General features: G+C 46.4%; 28 protein-coding genes and 1 riboswitch. Of the genes, 10 read left to right on the top strand and 18 right to left on the bottom strand.

All coding sequences use genetic code 11. From position 1 onward, the window contains the following. From ACYCS5_RS20830 to ACYCS5_RS20765, 14 genes are all read right to left on the bottom strand, one after another. A complete protein-coding gene (locus tag ACYCS5_RS20830) occupies nucleotides 1–675 on the bottom strand; it encodes a YmfQ family protein (protein ID WP_459760070.1) in 675 nt (224 codons plus the stop codon). Beyond that, complete coding sequence (locus ACYCS5_RS20825) at nucleotides 668–1,819, bottom strand: baseplate J/gp47 family protein (protein WP_459760069.1); 1,152 nt, start codon at nucleotides 1,817–1,819, stop codon at nucleotides 668–670. The genes ACYCS5_RS20830 and ACYCS5_RS20825 overlap by 8 nt, the downstream gene beginning before the upstream one ends. Continuing rightward, nucleotides 1,819–2,283, bottom strand: a complete 465-nt coding sequence (locus ACYCS5_RS20820) for a DUF2634 domain-containing protein (protein ID WP_039269491.1) — start codon at nucleotides 2,281–2,283, stop codon at nucleotides 1,819–1,821. Before ACYCS5_RS20820 ends, ACYCS5_RS20825 begins: the two co-directional genes overlap by 1 nt. Continuing rightward, nucleotides 2,276–2,683, bottom strand: a complete 408-nt coding sequence (locus ACYCS5_RS20815; RefSeq protein WP_165176500.1) for a hypothetical protein — start codon at nucleotides 2,681–2,683, stop codon at nucleotides 2,276–2,278. The genes ACYCS5_RS20820 and ACYCS5_RS20815 overlap by 8 nt, the downstream gene beginning before the upstream one ends. Next, a complete protein-coding gene (locus ACYCS5_RS20810) occupies nucleotides 2,676–3,656 on the bottom strand; it encodes an XkdQ/YqbQ family protein (protein WP_340931561.1) in 981 nt (326 codons plus the stop codon). Before ACYCS5_RS20810 ends, ACYCS5_RS20815 begins: the two co-directional genes overlap by 8 nt. After that, nucleotides 3,653–4,291 (bottom strand): LysM peptidoglycan-binding domain-containing protein, encoded by a 639-nt coding sequence (locus ACYCS5_RS20805; protein ID WP_254329439.1) that lies wholly within the window; start codon nucleotides 4,289–4,291, stop codon nucleotides 3,653–3,655. The genes ACYCS5_RS20810 and ACYCS5_RS20805 overlap by 4 nt, the downstream gene beginning before the upstream one ends. A 39-nt stretch (nucleotides 4,292–4,330) precedes the next feature. Continuing rightward, the gene (locus ACYCS5_RS20800) at nucleotides 4,331–6,235 is read right to left on the bottom strand and encodes a hypothetical protein (RefSeq protein WP_459760068.1); all 1,905 of its coding nucleotides are present in this window, start codon (nucleotides 6,233–6,235) and stop codon (nucleotides 4,331–4,333) included. A 181-nt stretch (nucleotides 6,236–6,416) separates the two neighbouring features. After that, on the bottom strand, nucleotides 6,417–6,851 hold the full coding sequence (locus ACYCS5_RS20795; protein ID WP_090736430.1) for a phage tail assembly chaperone: 435 nt from the start codon (nucleotides 6,849–6,851) through the stop codon (nucleotides 6,417–6,419). Between the two features lie 68 nt (nucleotides 6,852–6,919). Continuing rightward, entirely contained in the window at nucleotides 6,920–7,327 is a 408-nt protein-coding gene (locus ACYCS5_RS20790; RefSeq protein WP_025678602.1) for a phage tail tube protein, read from the bottom strand. 122 nt (nucleotides 7,328–7,449) lie between these two features. Beyond that, nucleotides 7,450–8,916, bottom strand: a complete 1,467-nt coding sequence (locus ACYCS5_RS20785; protein ID WP_165144587.1) for a phage tail sheath family protein — start codon at nucleotides 8,914–8,916, stop codon at nucleotides 7,450–7,452. A gap of 2 nt (nucleotides 8,917–8,918) precedes the next feature. Beyond that, nucleotides 8,919–9,137, bottom strand: coding sequence for a hypothetical protein (locus ACYCS5_RS20780; RefSeq protein WP_069011550.1), 219 nt, complete (start codon nucleotides 9,135–9,137; stop codon nucleotides 8,919–8,921). Between the two features lie 10 nt (nucleotides 9,138–9,147). Then, nucleotides 9,148–10,008 (bottom strand): hypothetical protein, encoded by an 861-nt coding sequence (locus ACYCS5_RS20775; RefSeq protein WP_069011549.1) that lies wholly within the window; start codon nucleotides 10,006–10,008, stop codon nucleotides 9,148–9,150. Then, nucleotides 10,005–10,139, bottom strand: coding sequence for a hypothetical protein (locus tag ACYCS5_RS20770; RefSeq protein ID WP_256026078.1), 135 nt, complete (start codon nucleotides 10,137–10,139; stop codon nucleotides 10,005–10,007). Before ACYCS5_RS20770 ends, ACYCS5_RS20775 begins: the two co-directional genes overlap by 4 nt. A 339-nt stretch (nucleotides 10,140–10,478) precedes the next feature. Beyond that, nucleotides 10,479–10,955 carry an ArpU family phage packaging/lysis transcriptional regulator gene (locus tag ACYCS5_RS20765; RefSeq protein WP_029516157.1) on the bottom strand — a complete coding sequence of 159 codons (477 nt, stop codon included), beginning with the start codon at nucleotides 10,953–10,955 and terminating at the stop codon, nucleotides 10,479–10,481. Nucleotides 10,956–11,231: 276 nt separating this feature from the next. Between ACYCS5_RS20765 and ACYCS5_RS20760 the strand changes: the two genes are divergently transcribed. The 4 genes from ACYCS5_RS20760 to ACYCS5_RS20745 all read left to right on the top strand — a co-directional run bounded on the left by ACYCS5_RS20760 (nucleotide 11,232) and on the right by ACYCS5_RS20745 (nucleotide 15,145). Next, on the top strand, nucleotides 11,232–11,705 hold the full coding sequence (locus ACYCS5_RS20760; RefSeq protein WP_069011548.1) for a helix-turn-helix domain-containing protein: 474 nt from the start codon (nucleotides 11,232–11,234) through the stop codon (nucleotides 11,703–11,705). An 11-nt stretch (nucleotides 11,706–11,716) separates the two neighbouring features. Beyond that, nucleotides 11,717–12,142: an ImmA/IrrE family metallo-endopeptidase gene (locus ACYCS5_RS20755; RefSeq protein WP_250259133.1), complete on the top strand. Its 426-nt coding sequence runs from the start codon at nucleotides 11,717–11,719 to the stop codon at nucleotides 12,140–12,142. Between the two features lie 194 nt (nucleotides 12,143–12,336). Beyond that, nucleotides 12,337–14,238, top strand: coding sequence for a 5'-nucleotidase C-terminal domain-containing protein (locus ACYCS5_RS20750; protein WP_459760067.1), 1,902 nt, complete (start codon nucleotides 12,337–12,339; stop codon nucleotides 14,236–14,238). A gap of 235 nt (nucleotides 14,239–14,473) precedes the next feature. Beyond that, a complete protein-coding gene (locus ACYCS5_RS20745; RefSeq protein ID WP_029516153.1) occupies nucleotides 14,474–15,145 on the top strand; it encodes a 3'-5' exonuclease in 672 nt (223 codons plus the stop codon). A 46-nt stretch (nucleotides 15,146–15,191) separates the two neighbouring features. On the opposite strand, the gene ACYCS5_RS20740 is transcribed toward ACYCS5_RS20745, so the two are convergent. The 3 genes from ACYCS5_RS20740 to ACYCS5_RS20730 form a co-directional block, all read right to left on the bottom strand. Beyond that, nucleotides 15,192–16,169, bottom strand: coding sequence for a helix-turn-helix transcriptional regulator (locus ACYCS5_RS20740; protein ID WP_029516152.1), 978 nt, complete (start codon nucleotides 16,167–16,169; stop codon nucleotides 15,192–15,194). Between the two features lie 71 nt (nucleotides 16,170–16,240). Next, nucleotides 16,241–17,008 carry a hypothetical protein gene (locus ACYCS5_RS20735; RefSeq protein ID WP_029516151.1) on the bottom strand — a complete coding sequence of 256 codons (768 nt, stop codon included), beginning with the start codon at nucleotides 17,006–17,008 and terminating at the stop codon, nucleotides 16,241–16,243. Between the two features lie 223 nt (nucleotides 17,009–17,231). Beyond that, nucleotides 17,232–17,387, bottom strand: coding sequence for a hypothetical protein (locus ACYCS5_RS20730; protein WP_165144572.1), 156 nt, complete (start codon nucleotides 17,385–17,387; stop codon nucleotides 17,232–17,234). A gap of 314 nt (nucleotides 17,388–17,701) precedes the next feature. On the opposite strand from ACYCS5_RS20730, the gene ACYCS5_RS20725 reads away from it, so the two are divergent. The 6 genes from ACYCS5_RS20725 to queF all read left to right on the top strand — a co-directional run bounded on the left by ACYCS5_RS20725 (nucleotide 17,702) and on the right by queF (nucleotide 21,868). Continuing rightward, on the top strand, nucleotides 17,702–18,142 hold the full coding sequence (locus tag ACYCS5_RS20725; protein WP_069011543.1) for a hypothetical protein: 441 nt from the start codon (nucleotides 17,702–17,704) through the stop codon (nucleotides 18,140–18,142). Nucleotides 18,143–18,167: 25 nt separating this feature from the next. Further along, complete coding sequence (locus ACYCS5_RS20720) at nucleotides 18,168–18,872, top strand: AIM24 family protein (protein WP_069011542.1); 705 nt, start codon at nucleotides 18,168–18,170, stop codon at nucleotides 18,870–18,872. A 79-nt stretch (nucleotides 18,873–18,951) separates the two neighbouring features. Further along, nucleotides 18,952–18,995, top strand: a riboswitch (PreQ1 riboswitch). Nucleotides 18,996–19,128: 133 nt separating this feature from the next. Then, nucleotides 19,129–19,812, top strand: a complete 684-nt coding sequence (gene queC, locus ACYCS5_RS20715) for a 7-cyano-7-deazaguanine synthase QueC (RefSeq protein ID WP_459760066.1) — start codon at nucleotides 19,129–19,131, stop codon at nucleotides 19,810–19,812. Continuing rightward, nucleotides 19,805–20,296, top strand: coding sequence for a 6-carboxytetrahydropterin synthase QueD (gene queD, locus ACYCS5_RS20710; protein WP_318627003.1), 492 nt, complete (start codon nucleotides 19,805–19,807; stop codon nucleotides 20,294–20,296). Before queC ends, queD begins: the two co-directional genes overlap by 8 nt. Continuing rightward, nucleotides 20,289–21,152: a 7-carboxy-7-deazaguanine synthase QueE gene (queE, locus tag ACYCS5_RS20705; protein WP_459760065.1), complete on the top strand. Its 864-nt coding sequence runs from the start codon at nucleotides 20,289–20,291 to the stop codon at nucleotides 21,150–21,152. Before queD ends, queE begins: the two co-directional genes overlap by 8 nt. Nucleotides 21,153–21,370: 218 nt before the next feature. Continuing rightward, nucleotides 21,371–21,868 (top strand): preQ(1) synthase, encoded by a 498-nt coding sequence (gene queF, locus ACYCS5_RS20700; RefSeq protein ID WP_029516147.1) that lies wholly within the window; start codon nucleotides 21,371–21,373, stop codon nucleotides 21,866–21,868. A 113-nt stretch (nucleotides 21,869–21,981) separates the two neighbouring features. On the opposite strand, the gene ACYCS5_RS20695 is transcribed toward queF, so the two are convergent. Continuing rightward, on the bottom strand, nucleotides 21,982–22,815 hold the full coding sequence (locus ACYCS5_RS20695; protein ID WP_029516146.1) for an AraC family transcriptional regulator: 834 nt from the start codon (nucleotides 22,813–22,815) through the stop codon (nucleotides 21,982–21,984). Nucleotides 22,816–22,959 lie beyond the last annotated feature (144 nt).

The raw sequence follows: 22,959 nt of genomic DNA, 5'->3' as shown, positions 1-22,959 counted from the left end.
TTATGCGCCACCTCCTAAATATCTATCCTGTGTTGTATGTTCATTTTCATAGAGGGTCATAGACTCCACTTCGGCAATGGTCAGGTAGCGTAGTTTGTACTCCACTGCCATGTGGGCGGGCTTGATCTCCTCGATGGCTGCTTTAAGATCATCTACGTTGGGTGGAATCCCGATGGTATCTATAAATTTGACCGTAAATCCCCATTCGGCAGGGTGAAAAATAACATCTACCGTACCTCCGTCATACGCCTCTGCTACATTTTTGACAAGCCGACCGGAAAAAGTTCCTGCCCCTCGCAGCTTCGACTCCACCACCGCACGCCGTTGGTCCAATGGCTTCGCCAGATCGGTTTCGATCCCCAACTCCATTTCCCAGCGTTCCAATCCCCACGTGGCGGTACGTACGAAAAACTGTCCCACCGTTGCATCCATTGCAAGATACAGGGCGTCCAATTCGCTTCCTTTAGCATCCATATCAGAACGCATCACACGTGAAGTTTCATAATAGGCAGGCAAATAGGAAAGCAGCTCGCGTCCTCGCTCGCTGTTCATTTGGCCCACTGTATCTTCCGCTATCGTTACTCGATTAACAAAAGTGCCACTACGGTTTGCGCGTTTTCCCTGGTCTGGGTTATTCAATAAATCTTCAAAACTGTTCGTTTCATTGTTACTCACTAACGCTCACCGTCCCCAGTACTGCCACCTGACCTGACCCAATCTCAATATTCTGATTGCTCTGTCCATTGATTTTCAGTTCAGAGAAATCAATAATGATCGGAATGTCCAGCAGCACAGCGGAAATCCGGGTGTACCGTACCAACGGGTCTTCCTTGTAAAAAGCAAGCTGCTTCAAATACGTCCGCACACCGCTTTCGATCAGCTTTTTGATTTCATCCAGTGTAGACGGCTTCTCTTTGGTACGCTGTACCTTGACTGAGATGTTAATCTCCACTTCTGCCGCTGGCATGATCGTCACTACAGGACCCGCTGGCGCCAGCCCTTCTCCTTGCCCATCCTGCGTCGGATCGATGTACTTCTGCACCGCAGCGACGATATCTGGGCTGGCTGCGCGTTTATCCGTATCCAGCACATATAACCCCACTGTTCCCGGTCCTTTCCAGAGCGGAACTACTTCCACGCCACCCACTCCAGCAATCTCACTCGCCCACTGGGTATACTGCGCCTTGTTGCCACTGGTGCCCTGGTTCCGCACCTTGGCATAAAAACGCTCCAGCAATAGCTGGTCGCTCTCAACGTCTGTACCGCTTTTGGTTTCCTCCGTATTGATCACAGAGGCAACCCCGCTAATCGGAGTGGCCATCACCTGGATGACGCCCGCAGGTACATTACCGCTGCGCCCGGGGTTGACCGCCCGAATAGCCGCTTCCCCGGCACCTTGTTCATCCAGCGTGACCGAAGCCGTGGTCGCATACTCAATAGAAGCTTCCCCGGATACATCATCTGCCGGGGTCGCCACCAAGGTTCCCGCCGGGACAGTCGTTCCCGCTGTGCCCGTGAACGTAACCATACCTGAGGCCGCAACCGCTTCTCGCCGTGTCACCCCATGCTCTGCTGTCCGCAAATCCAGCTCCGGCGAACGAAAATCCGGGTTGTCGCTGGCTGCTGTGCTGGCAAAGCCCCGACGCAGCAGCTCCTGCGCCCAGATCGCCGCTTCCGAGAGCATGAATGCCACCGGCGCCTGCGCATCCCAAATAAAAGAGCCCTCGGACTTATCAATATCCGAAGGCACTTTTTCCAGCATTCGATTTAAAATTTCCTCTTCCGTCTGGTCTACCAAATATTCCGGCAAGTCTGCCATTAGATCACCACACTTTCCACAATTTCCGTTTCATCCCGCACGTTCGTAATCTGGCAGCTAAAATGGCACGCCTCGCCTTCCCAGCGAAACGTGAACTGATCCACACTAGCCGTACGTGCATCTGCTAGTAGCGCCTCTGTGACCATGCGTTTAATTTCACTTTCCTGCACACCGTGCCCATAGCTGCTGCCAATGAGCTCCTCCAGCTCACTCCCATAGTCAGGTGAATAGATCACATGCCGGTAGCGAGGAGTGCGAATCGCTTTTTCACACCACTGTACCCACGCTTCTTTCTCCCCTGTAGTCACGATTTTACGACTAGGGCTCATAACAAACTCGCCGGCTTCAAAATCAAACCTCCAGCTTCGCCCAAATACTGCACGGTTATCCTCCAGTATATCCGGGTCGGTCATATCCCTGTCTGTCCAGATCATATCATCTGTTTCGGGAAATAAATTAGCCACGTCCACTCACCACCTTGCACACGACCACCACATCATTGCCGCTATTCACCCGAACCGCCAGTACACGATCTCCAGGCTTGAGTCCTTCGTTCAAACTGAGATTCACATCCTCCAGCTCGTCTTCCCCGATATAAAAGGAAGTTTTCAGCTCTTTACCTTCCCAATTTTCTGATTCCACTGCGGTTGAGGTACCTTTGTACATATGGCGTGGTACAGATAGCAGTCCCGGCAGCTCCGCGACCAGATAATCCTGAAGCTCATGTTTAAAATCGTCCAGCTTGAGTCCCGTGGAGGTGATCGTGCCTAGTACCGCGCCTACTCCACTCAACGCTTGCCGAGTGTGTCCCGCCATAGACGACTGCATTACACTTACAAATGCACCATAGGGATCTTTACTCAAGAAAATACCTCCTTTTAACCATATCGAAGGAAGCGAGCTCTAAAGTCATATTCCCCGGGCTCCCCAAATCCCGACTGACTGAAGTAACAATCAGCTTTAATCCTTGTAACATCACAGCTTCACCGGCACGTATGGTATTAATATCTGGTAAATTAACTGTAAAAGTTTCCTGGATTCCAGTTAGATGACTTTTAGCAAGCTTACTGGCTCCGCCAGCTGCTTTCACTTGATCATCTTCCACCAGTTTTTGCAAAGTACCTAGCGCTTTAGTATCCCCTTCTGCTACAGCCAGCACCTTAGACGGTACCTCTTGTCCGCTTCCTACGTTCTCATTAGCTGTCATTACTTTGACCTTAGTTACGGCTCCCTCAAGTGTCCGCAACTGCGTAAGATCAATAAATCGGTCTAACACATAGGGGGAAGGATTGCTACCGATTTTAAATAGCTCCAATCCAGCACTTGTCATGCGTAACTGGTACAAATCTCCGCCCAATTTTGCTGTCTCTTTCAAATCAGCAAGCATCATGGAATATAGGGTCTGGGCACGATAAATACCTTTTCCTAATCGCACTTTCGTATCAGGTATTGAGGTGATCTGAAACTCCCAATCCTTCGCGTATTTACGCAACCGCTGCGTAGCTGTCTGTCCTTTGGGAAATAAATATTCATCCTCGGATTTATCCAGATAAATCGTCCGATCATATACCACCAGAGAGAAACGTTTTGTACCGCTGTTAGAGCTCTCTACTTCCCATACAACAGCAGGGTGGAGAAGTGGTACCTTTACATTTTTTCCAAATGGAATTCCACTGACACGAATAGACATTCCCGGAGTAATCGTGGGCATAACATTTGAAGCAGCTACACGTATGCTGGCCTGATATGCAATTTGATTAAGAGCATCTTTTAAAGTTATTTTCTCAACTAGGGAGGTAAGATCATATCGATCTTGAAGTATTACTTGGTAACTCATGGCATCACCAGCTTTTGACCCGCTTTAATCCTATTCGGATTGTTGCCTATGATCTTTGAATTCACTTGATATATACTTTTCCATTTGGAACTGTCCCCCAACTCCAACTTTGCAATTTTAGAAAGCGAATCCCCAGTTTTGACAGTGTACGTCTTAGATTTAGTTTTAAGATTCGTGCGTGGAAGGTTACTAGAGTTTACTTTTTGAGGAGAATTCCCTTTTCGCAACACTATTTTAGGTTCCCTCCATGTACGCAAAGTAATTTCAAAATATATATCTCCTGCCTCGCCTCCACGAAAGGTCGTATTATGAGCAATGATAAAAACAGGAACATTAATTAGTGTATTCGTAATAATAAATTGGTACGGCTTCTCTGCTTTTAACATTGCATTTAACCTGTTCATCGCTTCGTTAGGATCTGGGATATTTTTATAACGACAATAGGATGCATCGTACACCTTGGGAAAAAAAGAAGAAAAGGTGATTTCTTTCACCTTTTCTCCTTGTGGAAAATCAAATTCCCCATGTGTAAGCATCGTAACTGTTTCATACCCTTTTTGCCGTGAAATATTCACCTCTTCGGGATTAACTGGGAATTGAAACACGCTTTGACCATTAATCAGAAAAAAGTCTATACCCATAGCCTCCCTCCTTTCTGCTGTGATAGATTTACGTTAGACTAGTACAGCTTTATCCTTTTTAAGGGAACTATTGTCCCCTCCACCTCTATTAATAATTGCCTGTCGTACCTCATTTACAATCCGGTGTCCTACTTGAAGTGCCATCGTGTCGAAATCAATAGAATCTTCTTGAACCGTTACCTGTACTGCTCCAGGAGGCAACGTTACACTGATTTGGTTGTTCGTTTCTGTCTTGAAATCCTTGAGAAAGCCTGAAAGGCTACTCATTTGTTCATCCGTTATTTGCACGAGCTGTGGAGCTGGTTTTCCTCCTTTCGCCGTAGGAATTTGTGAACCACCTGGCCCCATACCCTGAATCACCTTGGAACGGTTTTGGGCATCCTGAATAAAAGATGGTAATGGAAGCCCCGGATCAACCGAAGGGAATCTTGACAGAGCTAATGACGCTCCCGGTGCAGTTGAAGCGGGATTATAAGATTGCGAGGCCTTATTTACAGAAACAACAGGTTGTGATTTTTCAGGTTCATTTGAATAACCAAACAAATTAGAGAAGTCACTTTTCAAACTTTCTGTTTGACTAGAAAACCAATTACTGACATCAGATGCTTTATTACTCATCCAATCTGTAGCTTGGGAAGCTTTTTCACCAACCCAATCCTTTGCAACACTTGCTTTCTCGCCAATCCAATCCTTTGCACCAATAGCTTTTTCTCCAACCCAGTCCATTGCAGAAGTAGCTTTTTCTCCGGCCCAATCACTCATTTCAGAGAACTTTTGAGCTAACCATTCACCTGCTAAACTATCTACTACAGCGCCTACAATTGCACCAATAAGACCACCAATTACAGTACCTATACCTGGAGCAATCGCTGTACCAATAGCTGCCCCAGCAGTAATAAAGCCACTTCCTAAAAGCGTTGATGTAATAGCAGCCGGACGTTCTTCCGGCGACGCTGTAGCAATGTCTACAATATCTAATACTATGCTAATTGGGCCAAGCAGCTTCTTGCCCCCCTTCATTGCTCCCTTACCTATCTTTTTAAGCATATTTCCTGGATTTTCACCAAGTATTTTTTTACCGAAATCAAATATCTTTCCAAACTTCCCCTTACCTCCATGCGGAGTTGGCCGTCCTCCTGGGACTCCCGGCTTAGAGCTAGGTTTTGGGTTAAATAAACGTTTTGCTTTTTCCCACAGCTTAGGAAGTCCTCGTTTTTTGCCAGGGCTTTTTTTGTTGTTCTTATTTTTCTTTTTGTTTTTACCATCAGGTCCATCTTGTTCAGCAATGCTTCTTTTACTTTTTCCTTTTTTCCCACAGCAACAACAATTACAGATCACCTTAATTTTTGGAGAAACTCGAATAGGACCTGTTTTTACGTTGATCTTAGGCGCATATTTTGGAGCTGCGACTCTAATATTCAATCTAGGTGGTTTTACCTTGATATCATAATTAAAGTTAAAGTCAAATTTAGGATCCTTTATTTCTAAATTTGCAGTAACACTGATAGACTTGTTCACAATATTTGAAACATTTAAATTATTTCCCCGGTTGCCACCCTTAGCTTTCTTCTTATTTGTATCGTCTTGATCAATGCCCGTTTTTGCACGTGCAACAATATAGGCATCCTTAAGACTTTTTAGCTTTCTGATAAGCGCTTCGAGGACTGGAGTCGCCTTATCAATCAGAAAGACTTTTGGCCTAATGCGTAGCCGGCTAAGACGAACAGCTAGGCTGTAAATATTCCCAAGATGCCTATGCATATACTTAAGTTCCGTATTCAGCTTAATCAAGCTCTGATAACGGGCACGTCCTAAGCGATCAGAAAGCCGTTGTATCTGCTCAATATAGCGACTTGTTGCTTTAAGTTCCCGGTTTGTAATTATCAAATCCTCTACATCTGTAACAATATTAACTCTATAGTTACTTGATCCTGCCATTTACTCACCTCCTTACGTATCTATCATTGCTGTATTTGCTTGGATAATGCGTCTAGTTCCTCTTCAGCAAATGCAATTAACATGGATTTTTCACCTCTGTTTAAGGCCCAAAACTCTCCGGGACGGAGATGATGCCGTATCCACAGATAATACAGCACCGATGTCATTCCGCCGGAGCGAATCAGTTTTTTAGATCATCAATTTCCACACCGAAGCCGGACAGTTCCAGCACCTTATCCCCTACTGCATCCAGTTCACCTGCCAGAAGCATTCGACGCACAGCCTGTTCACCACCAGACAATTTAAGTCGGCTAGTAATTCGCGGATCACCCCATCCGTTAATTTGCAGACCTTTTACTTCTAGACCAGCCGTAGCTTCCGAGATAAGCAGTGCATTGAATGTTTCTGTATCTACTTTTTCATCCACACGGCCTTTAACCGTTTTACGAATTGTGCACCGTTCACGGATGCTATCTACTTTGTTGGATGTCAAACCACGAAGTGTGAGAAGCATATCCAGGCGCTGAATCCGAACAGTTTCCTCTGGTAATTTATCTGCAGCTTCAAAAAGACTATCCAAAATTTGTTCCTCTGACATATTTTCAGGCAAACTCATATTAAATCCCCCTAATAAATTTTTGAAAATTGGGCCCGGATTACTCCAGGCCCACCATAACCAATAAATTATTCAGCAACGATAGGATCAAGCAGTTCATAGCCTTCAAAGGTGAAAGTAGTTTCTTCTGGCACTTCTTCTCCCGCAGTCCAGTTAGCCAACTGAATCTTATCTGGCATGCAGCGAATCAAACGAACGCGTTCATGTCCAAAAGATTCAGGATCGTCTAGCTTGGAAATAATATCGAATTTTTCAAAACCGCGACGAATCATATCGGAAGTTACTTTGTAACCACTCATCGTTCCAGTGCCTTTTTTAGCTCCATTTTTATGCACCTTCCAAGTATTACCAACCAAATTCAGTTCTCTTTTATCAATTTCCACGCTAGCTTCCAGCTTGTTAATATGTGTCTGCCATACCCCATCAATATATGCCTGACCAAACGTACCTAAAATAACTCTTGAAGCATCCAACATTTCTTTTTCCTCCTCAAAATAATCCATAATATAGTTCGGGATTTCATAAAATCCTCGTTGTTAACAAGCTACTTCATTTCTGCCGATTGCCTGCGAAATGCTTATACACGTAAAATGCTTATTTATTGCACGTAAAATGTGCCGAACAACTGCTCCATCACGTCGGTGAGCTTCACGTTCCATTGCAGGAACACTTGATCCGGCTCCGGTTTGATGACTGGCGCATCGCCGTAGTAAGCCGGGTCGAGAATGACATCGTAGCCATCTGCTTCGATGACATTGCTCAGCGACAGCTGTGCCAGGTATTCTTTGATTGCACCGATAAGTGCCAGACGGCCTTCCACCGTATTGTTGATTTTGCCAATGTAAGTCTCTTCAGCTGCACGCTGCAAGTCAGCGTTAATAGCGTCCATGACACGGATGGAACGAATTTTCTTCCATGCGTTGTTTTGCCCGGCAGATGGATTCACCAAGCTGTTGATCCCGCGCAGCGCTTTGACCTGACGACCGTCGAAGAACAGCAGGAAGACACCGTTACGGACAGCCTGCTCCTGCTCGGAACGTGTCCAGCGGCGGGTTACATCCTCAAAAGGCGTAACCGCATATGTTGCCGATTGATTCAGACGTTGACCTGCAATCAGGCCAGCTACATAAGCAGCCGTTTGGGCGGAACTGTAATCCGAACCTGCCAGACGTACGCCTGTACCAACGTTCACGATGCCTTCATGGTTTAGGGCCAGGGAACGTGCAGAGGCCAAGCTGACGGCTGTTTTGGACACATCATCTGCCGCAGAACCGCCGAATACAGCGATTACGCCTTTACCTTCGCCACGGACACGCTTGATCCAGGCAGCGAAGCTTTGCAGCAATGCCAGATCAGCTGCATAATCCAGAGCCAGGACATTAAACTCTTGTCCTTCAAGTGCCTCCTGCATCGCGATGTAATCGGCATTAACCAGCTTGCTATTGCCGCTGTTGCCGCCAGTGAGGTGTACGCCGCTGACATCCACCGGAATGCCGCCGTCGCCGACAACTTCGGCCTTCACCCATACATTTTCGCTGTTCTCGTTCATCGCCTTGGCGATAGAGGCAGCCGTACCGTCACTGCCTTTGTACGTGCCGAGCAGCTTGGTTCCTTCATAGAGGCGCACCTCACGAGCTTGCTCATCACCCAAAGTTGGCTGTACAGTTACAGCAAAACCATTACCGCGGCTACCTGTGTACAAAGCCTTCAGACGCAGCACATCCGCCGGGGTCGCACCGCCGCTTTTCAGCGTCACAGATGCTTCAGCAGCTGTATCATCTGCCAAACGGTAGGCTAAGAGCTTTTTCGGACCGCCCAGCAAAGCCAGATACAGCGTCGAATACGCGGTCGCACCGTCCAGACTGTCACCCGAAAAGATTTGGCTGATTGCCGTTTCACTGCCGATCTCTACAAACTCACGTACAGGGCCCCAATTCGCCTTAACGGGCACAACGACCGTACCACGCGACCCACCTTGAATCGCTGAAGCTGCTGCTGCCTGAAAATTCATATACAAACCCGGCAATACCGGTTTATTCGTGTTTTCCCATGTTCCGCCTGCCATAATTAGTCCACCTTCGCTTTCATAAATTGTTCGATTTTAGTGTGTGCTTCTGCTACCGTAAACAGCTTGTCCTGTGTGCCAAAAAAGGCGCCTGCCAGCACTTCTTCTTTCACGGAAAACAATGGTTCTGCGTGCTCTTTTAGCTCCTCCAGCGTATAGCGAGGGCCACTTGCTTCTTGCCCGGCATATACCGGGGCCTTCTCATGGTTTTCCAAGGTCACTCGGACCACCTCATTTCAAAATAGGATGAATTTCCACTCTGCGAATCAACGCCGCTTCCTCAGCCGGACGCATACGCCGCTGTACTAACATCAGCCGAAGCTGACCATCTAAAATGGCATCTGCCTGCAAATCGGCTGAAGCTTCAGCTGTAGACATATAACGGCCCTTGTCCTGATCCAGAGGAAGCTGGATTTGAGCGGCAAAGCCCTCGATCAGTGCGAAAGCTGCGCGGTTTTCCTCGGTGGTGTCCGGGGCGGTAATATGCCCGATGAACCGTTTGCGCAGCTCATACATGGAGGCTCCCGCCATCCTAGTTTCGCAGCCGCTCATCCGCCATAGTACCGCTTGCCGCCCCGGCTGTGCGGGCCATGCGTCGGCGTATACCGACCACGTTTCACCCAGTTGCTTCTGCGTCCAGCGGACCAGCGCGGCCAGCCACTCTTCCGGCTGTGTAGCACCGCTTGCTGGAACGGCCAAACCACCTTCCGTCTCAGGCACATACACGCCAAAACGAAGCGTTCTATAGGCCTTGCCCGTAACGGTGTCCAGCTTTTCTGCATCCCGCACGCCCAAATAGTGCGCGGTAAAAGTCGATGTATCCTCACCTGCACCTGTCACGGGTTCCCGGTGCAGCCCGGCAATCAGGGCATTCGCCCATACGTCAGCCTGCGCCAGTCCGGCTTGTCCTGCGTACAGCATGATGCGGACAACCTGCCGATAGCCGGCCCAGGAAGACTTCCAGATTTCCTCGCCCAGCGCCATAACAGCATACGGCTCCTCTGCCGTCTGCGACGGTGGCTGAACATCGTATACACGCCCTTGCAGCGCTGGAATAATTTCAATGAGCTTTTGCTTAAAGGCTTGTCTCATTCTGCGGCATGCCACCTTTGCGTACCCTGCGTTCGCATGTTGTGGCTATTCAGCCAGGCTTTTTTCCACTTCCGTGTTCTCATCCGGCGCAGCTCCATACTCATGCATTGCAGCATCCCTTGCTTAGGCAACACGACTCCTCCTTTCTATTCAACGAATTCCCGGGAACCGACAGAGACGATCACCGCATGAAAAAACCGGCCCTAATGGCCGGCTAACGTTTGACTGTGTGTGTCTTCGGTATGTCCTCTTGTCTTGATTCCCGATGATATAATCTTACACCCTAATAACGAATGCGTTGCCGGGGAAATGGACGATAAAAGCAGAGGATAGGGATGATGTTGGGAGGTTTTTTGAGAACACATGTTCGTATCGTAAAAAAAGACCTTGACCCCTGTTATTACAGGAAATCAAAGCCTTTTAGGAAACCATTTTAAAATAGAAATGAGAACAAGTGGATAATTATTACATCAACCCAATTTTCGATCCGCGCCCTTCTGCAAGCCTGCCAAATTTAAAACGCCTTGGTCCGCCAGTGCAAGCGCCATTTTGTAAAAAGCACGCGTGCGAAGCTTCGTATACGTATCCTTGCTGACTGGCGGGTCTAACACATAATTGTAAACCTTGTAATCGAACACATCGTCATCCTTTAAATAACGTTCACGGATAAGCAGCTGTTCGCGTTCATTCAAGCGGCTCACTACGGCATCCACCATTTCGCAGTAGGCCAAGCGGGCGGCAGGAGCATCTACATTATATACGGCTGTCCGGGCGGTTGGATCGCTTGTCACATTTGTTGGGCCGCTCGGGCGATCCGTATAGCCAGCCGTAATAAAGCTCTCCCGATCCATAAAGGTAATCGTTTTATAAATTCGGTATTTCTCAAACACACCCTCCAATGCATTCTGCGTTTTGCGACGGTCCAATTCGGGTAAGTTATTTCTCATGTAAAGCAACACTCCTTATATGCCTTTTGACAATGATGTATTTTTAAATATAAAAACGCTTATGTTTACATTGTGTTCCCCTTTTGTTCGTATCTTGAGTATAACATAACATTATTTAGGATAGGTATCCATCCTCAAAAAAAGCAGTATAGCTCCAAAAACAGGATATTCGCTTTATTTTCCTATGCCTTTTGGCATATTACGTGCTTTTACTATTTACCTAATGGTATAATAAAAGCAATATCTATGATTCTCTTGCAGAAAGGAGCCCCCATTGTGGAACAGCCAGCATTCGGAACTTACTTAAAACAGCAGCGCGAGCACAAACACTTGAGCATCAACCAATTGGCAGACGCCGCAGGTATTAGCAATTCACAAATTTCCCGCATTGAAAATGGACTGCGCGGAATTCCCAAACCCTCCACTCTCCGCAAAATAGCGGACGCGCTCAGCGTATCCTATACCGAAATGATGAAGGCCGCCGGATATTGGGGAGACGATGATTCAATGGAGCAAAGTCCATATGAACTTTATCCTTCTACTGTACCGGAATGGGCAACCTCTAAAGACCGCCGGGATTTTAAAAAAATGCTGGAGGAAGACGACGAATTAATGTTCGATGGCATTCCGCTGGATGAAAAAGATCGTCAACGGATCAAGGACGTTCTGACAGGTCTGTTCTGGGAAGCCAAACAGATGAACAAACATAAAAAGCCCAAAGAGCCCCAAGCGGGCAAAGATCAGGGATAGCAGGTGAGCGTATGAACGAACTCATTCACAAACTTGTCCGAAAATACCGTACCAACTGCCCCTTCGATATTGCGAAAGCCCTGGGTATCCATATCCGATACTGCGATCTAGGCCCCACAACCAAAGGGCTGTATTACCACAAGCTACGTAGAAGATTTATCGTTATCCACAATGGCCTCACACCCGAATGGGAACGGTTCGTCTGTGCGCATGAATTGGGACATGACCGACTGCATAAAGGCATTAGCCGCTTTTTTATGGAGGAGCACTCCTACTTTTCCCCAGGAAAATTTGAACAGCAGGCCAATCGGTTTGCCGTGCTTTTGTTGAGTGAAGGAAAACCGCCACTAGCTGACGAAACGTTGGATCACTATTTACCCCGCATTGGGCTGCCCAAAGAGACTGCCCTTTTTTTTGATCACAAAACAGAACACTAGTTCCCCACCCGTAGGTTACTGTTTATTACTTCCTCTATAATATAGGTAACTAGACGATGGGTTTAACAACCGATATATCAAAAAATTTTAGTGCTTTGATATAAAATAGAAGTTATTTTTACAATCATCTGATAAAATGTGGTCGTAAGCGGTTTCTCTAATTCATTCATTTTATGGGAGGTTGAAGGAACAACATGAACTCATGGAAAAAACTCTCGTCGATCCTGACGACTGCCGCGCTTTTACTTGGGTGTCTCGGTACAGCAGCAGCAGACCCAGCAACCCATGTGGGAACAGCGGGAACGGCAACGACTCCAGTCAGCGGTAAACACATCACCATCCTACATACGAATGACACTCATGCCCACGTGGTCGCGAACGACAAGGAAATGGGATTCGCCAAGCTGGCGGGCATCATTGATCAGTACCGAGCTTCCAATCCCAATACATTGCTGCTTGATGACGGGGATACCGTTCACGGAACGACTTTCGCTACTTTGGTTAACGGTGAGAGTATCGTGAAAGTGATTAACAAGCTACGCTATGATGCTATGGTTCCGGGTAACCACGAGTTTAATTATGGTTGGAAGCATCTTGTCGAGCTAAGTAAGGAAATTCAGTTCCCTGTGCTCAGCGCCAATATTAAACAAACAGACGGAACACGTTTGTTCAAACCCTATGTTATTAAAGAAGTGGACGGCGTTAAAATCGGTATTATCGGTCTGACTACGCCAGAAACAGCATATAAGACGAATCCCAAAAATGTTGAGGGTATTCAATTCACTGATCCTGCGGCTGAGGCCAAAGCGGCTGTTGATGAAATCCGCAGCAAAGTAGATGTCGTTGTTGTTCTTGGTCACCTGGGGCAGGATGCGTCTAGTAAGGACACCAGCCTCAAAGTTGTTAAGGAAGTGCCTGGCATTGATATTTTCATCGATGGACACAGCCATACTGTACTGGAAAAAGGCTTGGTTAGTGACAATGGTACATTGATCGCTAGCGCAGGTGAATACACCAAGTATCTGGGTGTTGTGGACTTATGGGTTGACGGCGGTAAGGTTACGCAAAAGCAAGCCAAGCTGATTGATTCGACTCAAGCAGTGGACGTTCAGCCCAACGCTGAAATTGCTGCATTGATCGCCTCCATTCAGAAGGACCAGGAACCTATTCTAAAAGAGGTTGTAACGCAAACAAGTGTGGATCTGGAAGGAGCACGCGAAAAGGTGCGTGCAAGTGAAACCAATCTCGGTGACCTGCTCACCGATGCTATGCGTGACGTTTCGGGAGCAGATGTGGCTTTAACGAATGGTGGCGGCATCCGTGCTTCCATCAAGACGGGAACGGTAACCAAGGGAGACGTCATCACAGTGCTACCTTTCGGCAACCAGATCGTTACCCTGAAAGTGAAAGGCTCTGACATTCAGGCCGCACTGGAAAATGGTACAGCCTCCTATCCAGAGCCAAGCGGAGGTTTCCCACAGGTATCAGGTATTTCGTTCAAAATAGACACATCAGCAGCCAAAGGGAGCCGCGTTCATTCCATTCTGATCGGCGGCAAGACACTTGATCCTGAGGCAATATATACACTGGCCACCAATGATTTTACTGCCGTAGGTGGTGACCAATATACGATGTTCGCTAAATATCCACAGGCAGGTATGTTCGGCTCGCTTGATGAGGCGTTAATCCGCTACATGCAAAAGGTGGGCTCCGCTAGCCTGCAAGTACAAGCAGACGGTCGCATTCAAGAAGCCAAGACTGATGGTAAAACTTCTGTCCCTGCCGCACAAGCTGTGCCATCTGCTACAACCGCAACACCCGCACCTGTGCAGGAAAAGCCGCAATCCGTCTCTACACCGGCTGCAAAACCAGCGCCCGCAAAACCGGCACCGGCAAAGTCTCAAACAGCTAAGCCACAGCAGACATCCGATTCTGCACAAGTTACAAATAGCCATGTATATGTTGTGAAATCCGGGGATACGCTGTATGACATTTCCCGCAAACATGGTACCACCTGGCAACAGCTTCAACAGTTGAATAAGTTGAAGAATCCTCACCGTATTTATCCCGGACAAAAGTTAGATCTCCCGGCCTAATTCGATAGCTAGCAAAGGCAGCATCCTAGTGGTTCCGGATGCTGCCGTAGGTCAGGCGTTTATAGATATGCGATAGTCCAAGCTCATTTGGACATCGCATATTTTTTTAAAAAGCAAACCTTTTAACCGCTGACAAGTTGTGAACCGAGAGGTATGATGGAGAAGAGTCACTCGGGCAAGAACATTCGTCCCGATCCCCATCGGGATCAGTTATATGTGTGGAAGGAGTCCAGAAATGCAATACATTATTTACGATCTTGAATTTACCGTTAGTCGTAACGCCAGATATTCCTCCGAAATCATTGATATCGGTGCCGTCAAAGTTGTTCAGGGAGACGATGGCCTATACGTTGCGGATACGTTTCACAGTTTTGTAAGACCCTCGAATCGACCTGTACTCTCTACTGATACCGTTCAGTTCACGGGTATTACTCAACGAGACATTGATGCCGCTCCACTATTTCCTGAAGCTGTGAAGGAGTTCATAGCCTGGCTCGGTACGGATTCCCCTTATTATTTATGCGCATGGGGCCCGGATGACCGTCAGAAGCTGGTATCCCATTGTCGTACCCATCATGTAGATCTCGGATGGATTCATAATACAAATGATATACAGAAGCAGATTTCCCGTCTGCTTGGTTCCAATGGAAAGTACCGTCAGTTGAGCCTGTCTCAGGCGCTGGAATTGTGCAACATTGACTTTGACGGTCAACAACACCGGGCACTGGATGATGCCGTGAACACCGCTCAGGTTTTCATGTACCATTTTGATCGTATTACATTAGTTCATAATGCTGCTGACGATGAGGAAAGCCGTGGATCGAAGCTCGTCTACTCCTCACCTGAAGAAGAGCAGGAACAGTACAGTCCTTTTGGCAATCTCGCCAACCTGTTTAAGGACCGTTAAGCGGATAGCTCCCCGGCCCGTTCCGGGGGATCTCCCCCTGTTATTCTTAATTTCCTGCCTTTTTATCGAAATAGAATGCCCCCCAGGTCCGCAGCATTTCTTGCATTCGTTTGCGGTACCGTAAAGGCTCCAGGATCTCGGCCTCAGCTCCATAGGAAGTGAGCCAATCCAAAAATTCACGGTCATGATTGACCGTCACCTCAAACAACAAACTTCCATCCGGCAAATCCTTAAGAAAAGGCTTGATGAACAGTTCCTCTTCTTTGACCCGATATACAGACTCGGCAGAAAAACGTACCACAAACCGGATATTCTGATTTCCTTTGGTCACCGACCAGGTCCCTTTAAAAAACATTTCCATTTCAGTTGTATTTTTTTGAAACGTATACGGCAAAATTCTCATGTTCCGAAATCGGCTGATCCGAAAGGTTCTCATCGCGGATTGCTTGTGACAAAAACCAAGCATATAGAATCGCCGATCCTGCGGAACCAAACAATAAGGATCCACCTGAACGAGTGAAACATCTTCATTTTGAGGCGAACTGTATTCCGCTTCAATGGTCTGCTGCGTAAGACTCGCTAAAACAATCAGCCTGAGCAGATAGGGCTGGTTTTCCCGATCAAGTGTCGAGCCGAGCCGGACAATATTTTTCATTTCCTGCGCGAAGCTCGTCTGTTCCATCTTTTTTTTCTGACTAGAGGCCATCACTTTCTCATAAGCACTTTCAAAAGCTGGCGGTAAAAGAGGCTTTACCGTTTCCATAATCTCTCCCAGCTTAGTAAAAGCCTCTGCCTCTTCTTCCGTCCAATTCAGAGGATACAAAGCGAAATTGCTAATAAAAATGTACCCCTTGCCATGCCCCATATTCGCAATCGGTATATGCATAGCGCTTAGCGCCTCCATATCTCGGTATATGGTACGTTCTGATGTTTCACAACGTTCGGCAAGCTCTCTTGCCAATATCCCTGGATTTGCCTGAACAATAGTAATAATCCGCATTAAACGTATCAACCGATCAGTCAAGGAAGTCTCTCCTTTACAAAAAGATAGTAAATTAGACTCACTATATTACACAAATAAACTAGCATAATTGCCTATCTCAAAGTATCATTTTCAGTAAAATGAACATCTTCTAGCGATATTGCCTTATTGAAAAAGACTTTAGAACTATACGCTGTAAATGATACAAAAGTACCACTCCATTTATTACGTATAGCCAGAAGCAACTCGGCTTCCTGCAGGTAGTCCATATCATCGCTTCTTGCTGCACGTATAAGTAATTCATCTGCTTGTCTGGTAAGGATGAACGCCCCTTGCTCATATTCCCCTTTCTCGTACATACGCAATGCCTTTTTTACAATAGGGGACGTCTCATTCAGCTTTATGTATTTTTCCACCTTCGGGTTGGATGGAATGCTCAGCAGACCAAGATGATGCGTAAAATGGATGTAGAGCTGGTCTGTCCGGATCATCGTTCGCTTTTCCTGCGATGGCTTGCGCCAGCTCCACTCCATCATTCCAATCGTATGTCTTCCGGACGAGTGAGCCGGTATAGAAAACGTCAAAATAGCCTGTCTATATTTTCCCCGCCGTACATCACCACAGTGAACAAACATGCTATCTCCGTTTTCCGAGCGTTTAAAACCGAGCCTTACCCCTTCAGCTTTTAATAGACTTACCCCGTTTTCTGGAATGAACTGGAGTTGAAGGTCACATCCCGCTGCTTTCGGTATTAGATTTCCTTTTCTTTTACGTTTAGCTCCATAGCCCCATTCTATCAGTAGATTTACTTGTTTGGACCCATTCGCAGATATAGACTCTTTGTCCCATGTGTACGTTACATTGAGCATTGACTTCACCACTGGTAAATTCCCCCTAAAAGAACATGTAACTCTAAATTAACAGTGTTATCTGACACTATATTGTCAGGGAACGTATGTTTGATTGTGAAAATTATACATGGGAATCTTTATGAAGGGGGACCTAGTTTGGTAAATAACATTTTAAACCATTTGAATTACATGAACGCGCAAAAATAGCCCGGCGTATGCCGGGCTATTTTATAGTCTACTTCTATACTTAAACTTATGAGATTGTAGTTTCTGTTAAAGAAACATTCGTTTTTGTGCAAATATCAGATATAGGGGCAAAAGTAGTACTATCTACGACGAGATCCTTTGATAACGGCTTTCCATTTACAGTGATTTTTAAAGTTTTATAGTTTTGTTCTTTCTCATTCATCTTGCAAAATCTCCTTCTATATTAATTTTTAATATATTTCAGTTTATATATTCATATTTAAGACCTGATCAGGTGCGGATCGTTCTTTACTCGTATGCTAGAAAAAATGCCGGAATGTTGCCGCTTCCTTGATATACCCGTTTTTTGGTACACTTAAACTCATATATCGACTTTTTTTGAGATCATTTTCTCCGTATTTATCGTCCGTTTCTTCAAAAATCTGCATCCGTATCGTTATATTATACGTAACCATGTCATATGGGTAATGATCTATATCATCTAACATCTTGGTTTATCAAAAGGGGGAACATCTCTTGGCACGACCAACTTGTCGCTTTGCTTTGTATCGCCGCATTGTCTGCGCTGCTATAGCACTTTTGTTTATTTTTGGGATAACTCGTGTACCCGAAGTACATGCTGCTTATTGGGATGATGTATATCAGGGCTTCGAGCAATTTTCGCGGTTACCTGGTGATGTATATCAGCTCAAGGAAAGCTATCGACAAACCCAGGAGGATCTGGAAAAGGCCCGTAACAGCTTAGAAGCCTATCAAGAGCAAAACGCCCAATTGCTGGAGCAAAACCGCAAGCTGACTGACACAGTCACAGAATTAAAAAATCTTCAAACCCAGCGCGATCAGGCTTCACATCGAAATAAATTGCTCATTATCACAGCTATAATTCTGCTGGCCGGTTATTTTATGGGTATCCGACTGTTGCGTTACGGGATGCGTCGACGTTCGGGAAGATACTAACTGTCTGAAAGGATGAAAGGTCTGAATGGACATACAAGCAGGACAACACCATGATGAAAGCGTCGGTTCGGTCGTAACGCTCGATCTGGCGGAAGGAGAAAAGCTGCACGTTCTGCATCCGCAGCAAATCATCGCATACCGCGGACCCAGCTCAGGCCGCAGTGATAAACTGATGAATATTAAGGGCATGTATCGCAAACACAAACTGATTCAGGCCGATTTCACAGGAGCTTGTCGCCTAATTGCTGCACTTCCACCTGGCTTTAGTCTAAAAATGATTAAGCTTGAAGGAAGCGATGATCTGTTATACGATTTTCGCAACCTGTTCTGGTACAGCTCCGGTATCCAAATGCGTACTAAGCTGCTAAGCATGAAAAACATGTTGTTTAGCCGTGATGTTATAAAAATGAAATTTGATGGTGTGGGTCAAATCGGTCTTTTGACGCAGGGATTGGTGTGTCAGGAACAGCTTCATCCGACAGAACCGATATATGTGGATGCGAGCAGCGTCATTGCCTACCCCGAAAACGCCCATCTGGAGTTGACCGTGTACGGCAACCATCTGGCCAGCCAGCATATGAACTATCATTTTAAAATGACCGGACAGGGTACCGTACTATTCCATGCCGGGGAGCATCATCGGCGGCTCCAACAGGATATGAACGACGATGGCGTGATCAAGCGATTTTTAAGGGAAGTCATTCCATTTGGTGGAGTGTTTATCAAATAGCCCTGCCATGCTATAATGACAATGCTAAAGCCGTCTGTCCTCGTGGCAGATACTAATGAAGAAAATCCATGCGTCATGCATGGGAGAGGTTCGCGAACTCCCTCTATAAAAAACTAACGATGCTTTGTCCTCCGCAAGAAAAATGATTTCTCGGGGCAAGGCCTGTTTTTTGTTGAAGTCGGTTCAAGAACTCTCCTTCTTCCAAGTGACAAGACTTGTGTCTTGCACCATTCCAAGAAGATCGAGAGGTTTTTTTATGTTTGCAAACGAAAAAGCAGTCGTCGTATTCAGCGGCGGCCAAGACAGCACAACCTGTTTATTTTGGGCAAAAAAACATTTTGCTGAAGTAGAAACTGTGACGTTCGATTACGGTCAACGCCACAAGCAGGAAATCGAAGTAGCCGCTGGAATCGCCCGCGAACTGGGTGTTCCACAAACGGTACTGGATATGAGCCTGCTTAATCAACTAGCCCCTAATGCCCTCACACGCACAGACATTGACATTACTCAACAGGAAGGCGAACTGCCTAGCACCTTTGTAGACGGTCGCAACCTACTGTTCCTGAGCTTCGCGGGAGTTCTCGCCAAGCAAAAAGGAGCGCGCCACATCATTACAGGCGTATGTGAGACGGATTTCAGCGGCTATCCCGATTGCCGGGACTCCTTTATCAAATCGCTGAACGTCACACTGAATCTTTCGATGGACTATCCCTTTGTGATTCATACCCCGCTTATGTGGTTGAACAAGGCCGAAACTTGGCACATGGCCGATGAGCTGAAAGCTCTTGAATTTGTAAGAACACGTACACTAACGTGCTATAACGGCGTCATTGGCGATGGCTGTGGCGAATGCCCTGCTTGCAAACTTCGCCGTGCTGGACTGGAGCAATATCTCGCGGTGCGCGGAGCTTCATCCCAAGGAGTTGAAGGTCATGCGTGAGCCAGGTACCTTTCGCATTGTCGATAAGCTCCAAGAGTTCGGGACAGACATTGAGCGCTCTCAGCTGCGTTATCACCGCAAACGTGTACTCGTCAGCAAACAATTTACATTCGATGCAGCACATCATTTACACTGCTACGAAGGCAAATGCAAAAATCTGCATGGACATACCTATATCGTCGTATTTGGCATAAGCGGCATACCGGGCGAAACGGGTCTAACGCTAGATTTTGGTGACATCAAAACGATCTGGAAAGAGCGGATTGAGCCTTTTCTGGACCACCGTTACTTGAATGAGACGCTTCCTCCAATGAATACAACGGCGGAAAATATGGTCGTCTGGATCTTTGAACAAATGGAGTCAGCCTTGACCTCGGAGGCATACTGCAACCGTGTCGAAGGTGGACGTACCGAGTTTGTACGGTTGTTCGAGACACCTACCAGCTACGCCGAGTTCCGACGGGAGTGGATGCTCGATGAGTAATACCGTGACTACTCACCAACCCATGACAGCCTCCCACGGCACCCAAATAGCCCCTATTCCCGTACTGGAGGTGTTTGGTCCCACTGTTCAGGGCGAAGGTATGGTCATTGGTCGTAAAACGATGTTTGTTCGTACCGCAGGCTGCGATTACCATTGCTCGTGGTGCGACTCCGCCTTTACCTGGGACGGCAGCGCCAAGGATCAGATCCGTCGTCTGAGTGCCACGGACATTTGGCAGGAGCTGAAGGCCATCGGCGGCGAACGCTTTTCGCATGTGACCCTTTCTGGAGGCAATCCTGCCCTGCTACCGCAGCTTGGGGAGCTAATCACCCTGCTGCGCAGTCAAGGCATTGCCACCGCTGTCGAAACACAAGGCTCCCGTTGGCAGGAATGGCTGTACGATATCGATGAGGTAACCCTATCCCCGAAACCGCCCAGCTCGGGTATGATGACCAACTGGGATGTGCTGGATGATATTGTCGCCCGTCTGTCAAACCGGAAGAGGGCTAGTGAGTCCCAAGCGACGTCCCACGTCGCAATCGCAACAGACTTGAAGGAACCCGCTAATGAATCTGCGCGGCTCTATACCGGAGCTTGCAGCTTGAAGGTCGTCATCTTCGATGACACCGATCTTGCCTATGCCCGCACTGTTCACGAGCGCTATCCACACGTACCGCTGTTCCTTCAGACGGGTAATCCAGATGTAAACACGGAGAATACCGGACAGATAGCGGAGTCTCTACTCCATCGTTATGAATGGCTTATCGACCGTGTCATGGACGATTCCCTACTAAACCATGTAAGAGTACTCCCGCAGCTCCACACCCTCGTATGGGGCAACAAACGCGGCGTATAACACTTATATGTAATATATTCCGTATGCGCTGTATGTGATACACAAAGGAGAGCATTACTCACTTCTATCCCAACCTACACGTAAACGAGTAGGACTTTATGGTGATGACGGCGGTCGGCAGCGAAGCGGAGACTCAAATCATTCGCGGAGCGACCTCCCACCACCATAACTCCCTCTCTCTTTTACCAAACCAACTTACTTTAAGGAGCCTTATCCATATGACCGGAAGAACACCCGAAGAAATGACCGATGTTACCCTGCTTGGCAATCAAGGCACACAATACACTTTTGCCTATGATCCCGCCATTCTCGAAAGCTTTGATAATAAACATCCCTATCGGGATTATTTTGTAAAGTTCAATTGCCCGGAGTTCACCAGCCTGTGTCCGATTACAGGACAACCTGATTTTGCAACCATCTACATCAGCTACATTCCCGATATTAAAATGGTAGAAAGCAAATCCCTTAAGCTGTACCTGTTCAGCTTCCGTAACCACGGCGATTTCCATGAAGACTGCGTCAACATCATCATGAATGACTTAATTAAGCTGATGGACCCTCGATACATTGAAGTATGGGGCAAATTCACGCCACGCGGCGGTATCTCTATCGACCCGTACACCAACTACGGCAAGCCAGGAACAAAGTATGAACAGATAGCGGAGCACCGCATGATGAATCATGATATGTACCCAGAAAAGGTTGATAACCGTTAAGCTAATAACTCTTCTGACATAGCGTAAATATCAAGGGGTTGTCCTAAAGTCATCAAATGACTCAGGGACAACCCCTTCGTTTTACTGAAAGGAGACTGTGCACGCTTGTGGCATTACACATCCAGATCAAATCTTGATTTTTTATATTCATACGGTGTTTTACCCATAACTTCTCTAAAAGCTTTTCTGAAAGATTTCTCGTTTGGAAACCCGACCTCGTAAGAAATTTCTGTAAGTGACTTATTAGTTGAATCCAGTAAATCGATCGCCTTCTCCAAACAAAGAATTTGCTTGTATTCGGTAAACGTCTGGCCTGTATATTTATGAAACATTCGCGACAAATAAGCCTCCGAATAACCGCAGATACGGGCCGTTTTGGCCAAGCTAATATTTTCAGTATAATGCTCTTTAATAAAGTCCATGATTGTCTTTATCTTTTGTTGCTTTTCACTGAATACTTCCGGTGGAATGTCTGTCGTCTGACTAAAATGATTGACAAGCAAATATTTCAGTTCAATAATTCGGCTTTGCTCTAAAATGTAGTCGTATTTGCTTTTGGAAATATGTAGATCATATATATCCATAAACAATCCTCTTAATTTAGAGATTATAGGTTCTTCAACTTGTTTCTCTTGCGTGTTTAAATGGATGATTACTTGTTCATTGGCAAAGAAAGTGTCTGGAAATTGCAGCACTATGACCTGGTTCTCCGTAATGCTCTGCGTGGAATGCGGAACATTGCTGTTAATGAATAGCGCATCCTTTTCCATCAAAATAGTTATTTTTCCTTCATGCCACACCTTTAGACTTCCACTTGTACAGTAGATCAACTCCATATTGCTGTGAAAATGCATAGGAATGACTCTTTCTGTATCTCTGGATTGGAACATAAAAAGGTTAATCATTTTTTTTCTGTCTATTTCGATATGTTCATATATTTTTTTCATCACCACACCTCATCAGCCAGCCATGAGTAATTCATCTGTATTCTATATTAAGGCATAAACTCTTATACTAATACTCATACTATACCGATAGTAAAATGCCCGGACAAGCAGAATCTATTCAACGGACCAAAAATAAAAAAGAAG

Source organism: Paenibacillus sp. SEL3 (genome assembly GCF_054602585.1).
The sequence above is the reverse complement of the archived record's forward strand: the minus strand, read 5'-3'. Positions and strand labels throughout refer to the sequence as shown.

Excerpts from the sequence above, each read along its gene's own strand:
- ACYCS5_RS20825 (WP_459760069.1), bottom strand. The coding sequence starts at position 1,819 with ATGGCAGACTTGCCGGAATATTTGGTAGACCAGACGGAAGAGGAAATT.
- ACYCS5_RS20810 (WP_340931561.1), bottom strand. The coding sequence starts at position 3,656 with ATGAGTTACCAAGTAATACTTCAAGATCGATATGATCTTACCTCCCTA.
- ACYCS5_RS20800 (WP_459760068.1), bottom strand. The coding sequence starts at position 6,235 with ATGGCAGGATCAAGTAACTATAGAGTTAATATTGTTACAGATGTAGAG.
- ACYCS5_RS20795 (WP_090736430.1), bottom strand. The coding sequence starts at position 6,851 with ATGAGTTTGCCTGAAAATATGTCAGAGGAACAAATTTTGGATAGTCTT.
- ACYCS5_RS20790 (WP_025678602.1), bottom strand. The coding sequence starts at position 7,327 with ATGTTGGATGCTTCAAGAGTTATTTTAGGTACGTTTGGTCAGGCATAT.
- ACYCS5_RS20785 (WP_165144587.1), bottom strand. The coding sequence starts at position 8,916 with ATGGCAGGCGGAACATGGGAAAACACGAATAAACCGGTATTGCCGGGT.
- ACYCS5_RS20775 (WP_069011549.1), bottom strand. The coding sequence starts at position 10,008 with ATGAGACAAGCCTTTAAGCAAAAGCTCATTGAAATTATTCCAGCGCTG.
- ACYCS5_RS20765 (WP_029516157.1), bottom strand. The coding sequence starts at position 10,955 with ATGAGAAATAACTTACCCGAATTGGACCGTCGCAAAACGCAGAATGCA.
- ACYCS5_RS20755 (WP_250259133.1), top strand. The coding sequence starts at position 11,717 with ATGAACGAACTCATTCACAAACTTGTCCGAAAATACCGTACCAACTGC.
- ACYCS5_RS20750 (WP_459760067.1), top strand. The coding sequence starts at position 12,337 with ATGAACTCATGGAAAAAACTCTCGTCGATCCTGACGACTGCCGCGCTT.
- ACYCS5_RS20745 (WP_029516153.1), top strand. The coding sequence starts at position 14,474 with ATGCAATACATTATTTACGATCTTGAATTTACCGTTAGTCGTAACGCC.
- ACYCS5_RS20730 (WP_165144572.1), bottom strand. The coding sequence starts at position 17,387 with ATGAATGAGAAAGAACAAAACTATAAAACTTTAAAAATCACTGTAAAT.
- ACYCS5_RS20720 (WP_069011542.1), top strand. The coding sequence starts at position 18,168 with ATGGACATACAAGCAGGACAACACCATGATGAAAGCGTCGGTTCGGTC.
- queC (WP_459760066.1), top strand. The coding sequence starts at position 19,129 with ATGTTTGCAAACGAAAAAGCAGTCGTCGTATTCAGCGGCGGCCAAGAC.
- queD (WP_318627003.1), top strand. The coding sequence starts at position 19,805 with ATGCGTGAGCCAGGTACCTTTCGCATTGTCGATAAGCTCCAAGAGTTC.
- queE (WP_459760065.1), top strand. The coding sequence starts at position 20,289 with ATGAGTAATACCGTGACTACTCACCAACCCATGACAGCCTCCCACGGC.
- queF (WP_029516147.1), top strand. The coding sequence starts at position 21,371 with ATGACCGGAAGAACACCCGAAGAAATGACCGATGTTACCCTGCTTGGC.
- ACYCS5_RS20695 (WP_029516146.1), bottom strand. The coding sequence starts at position 22,815 with ATGAAAAAAATATATGAACATATCGAAATAGACAGAAAAAAAATGATT.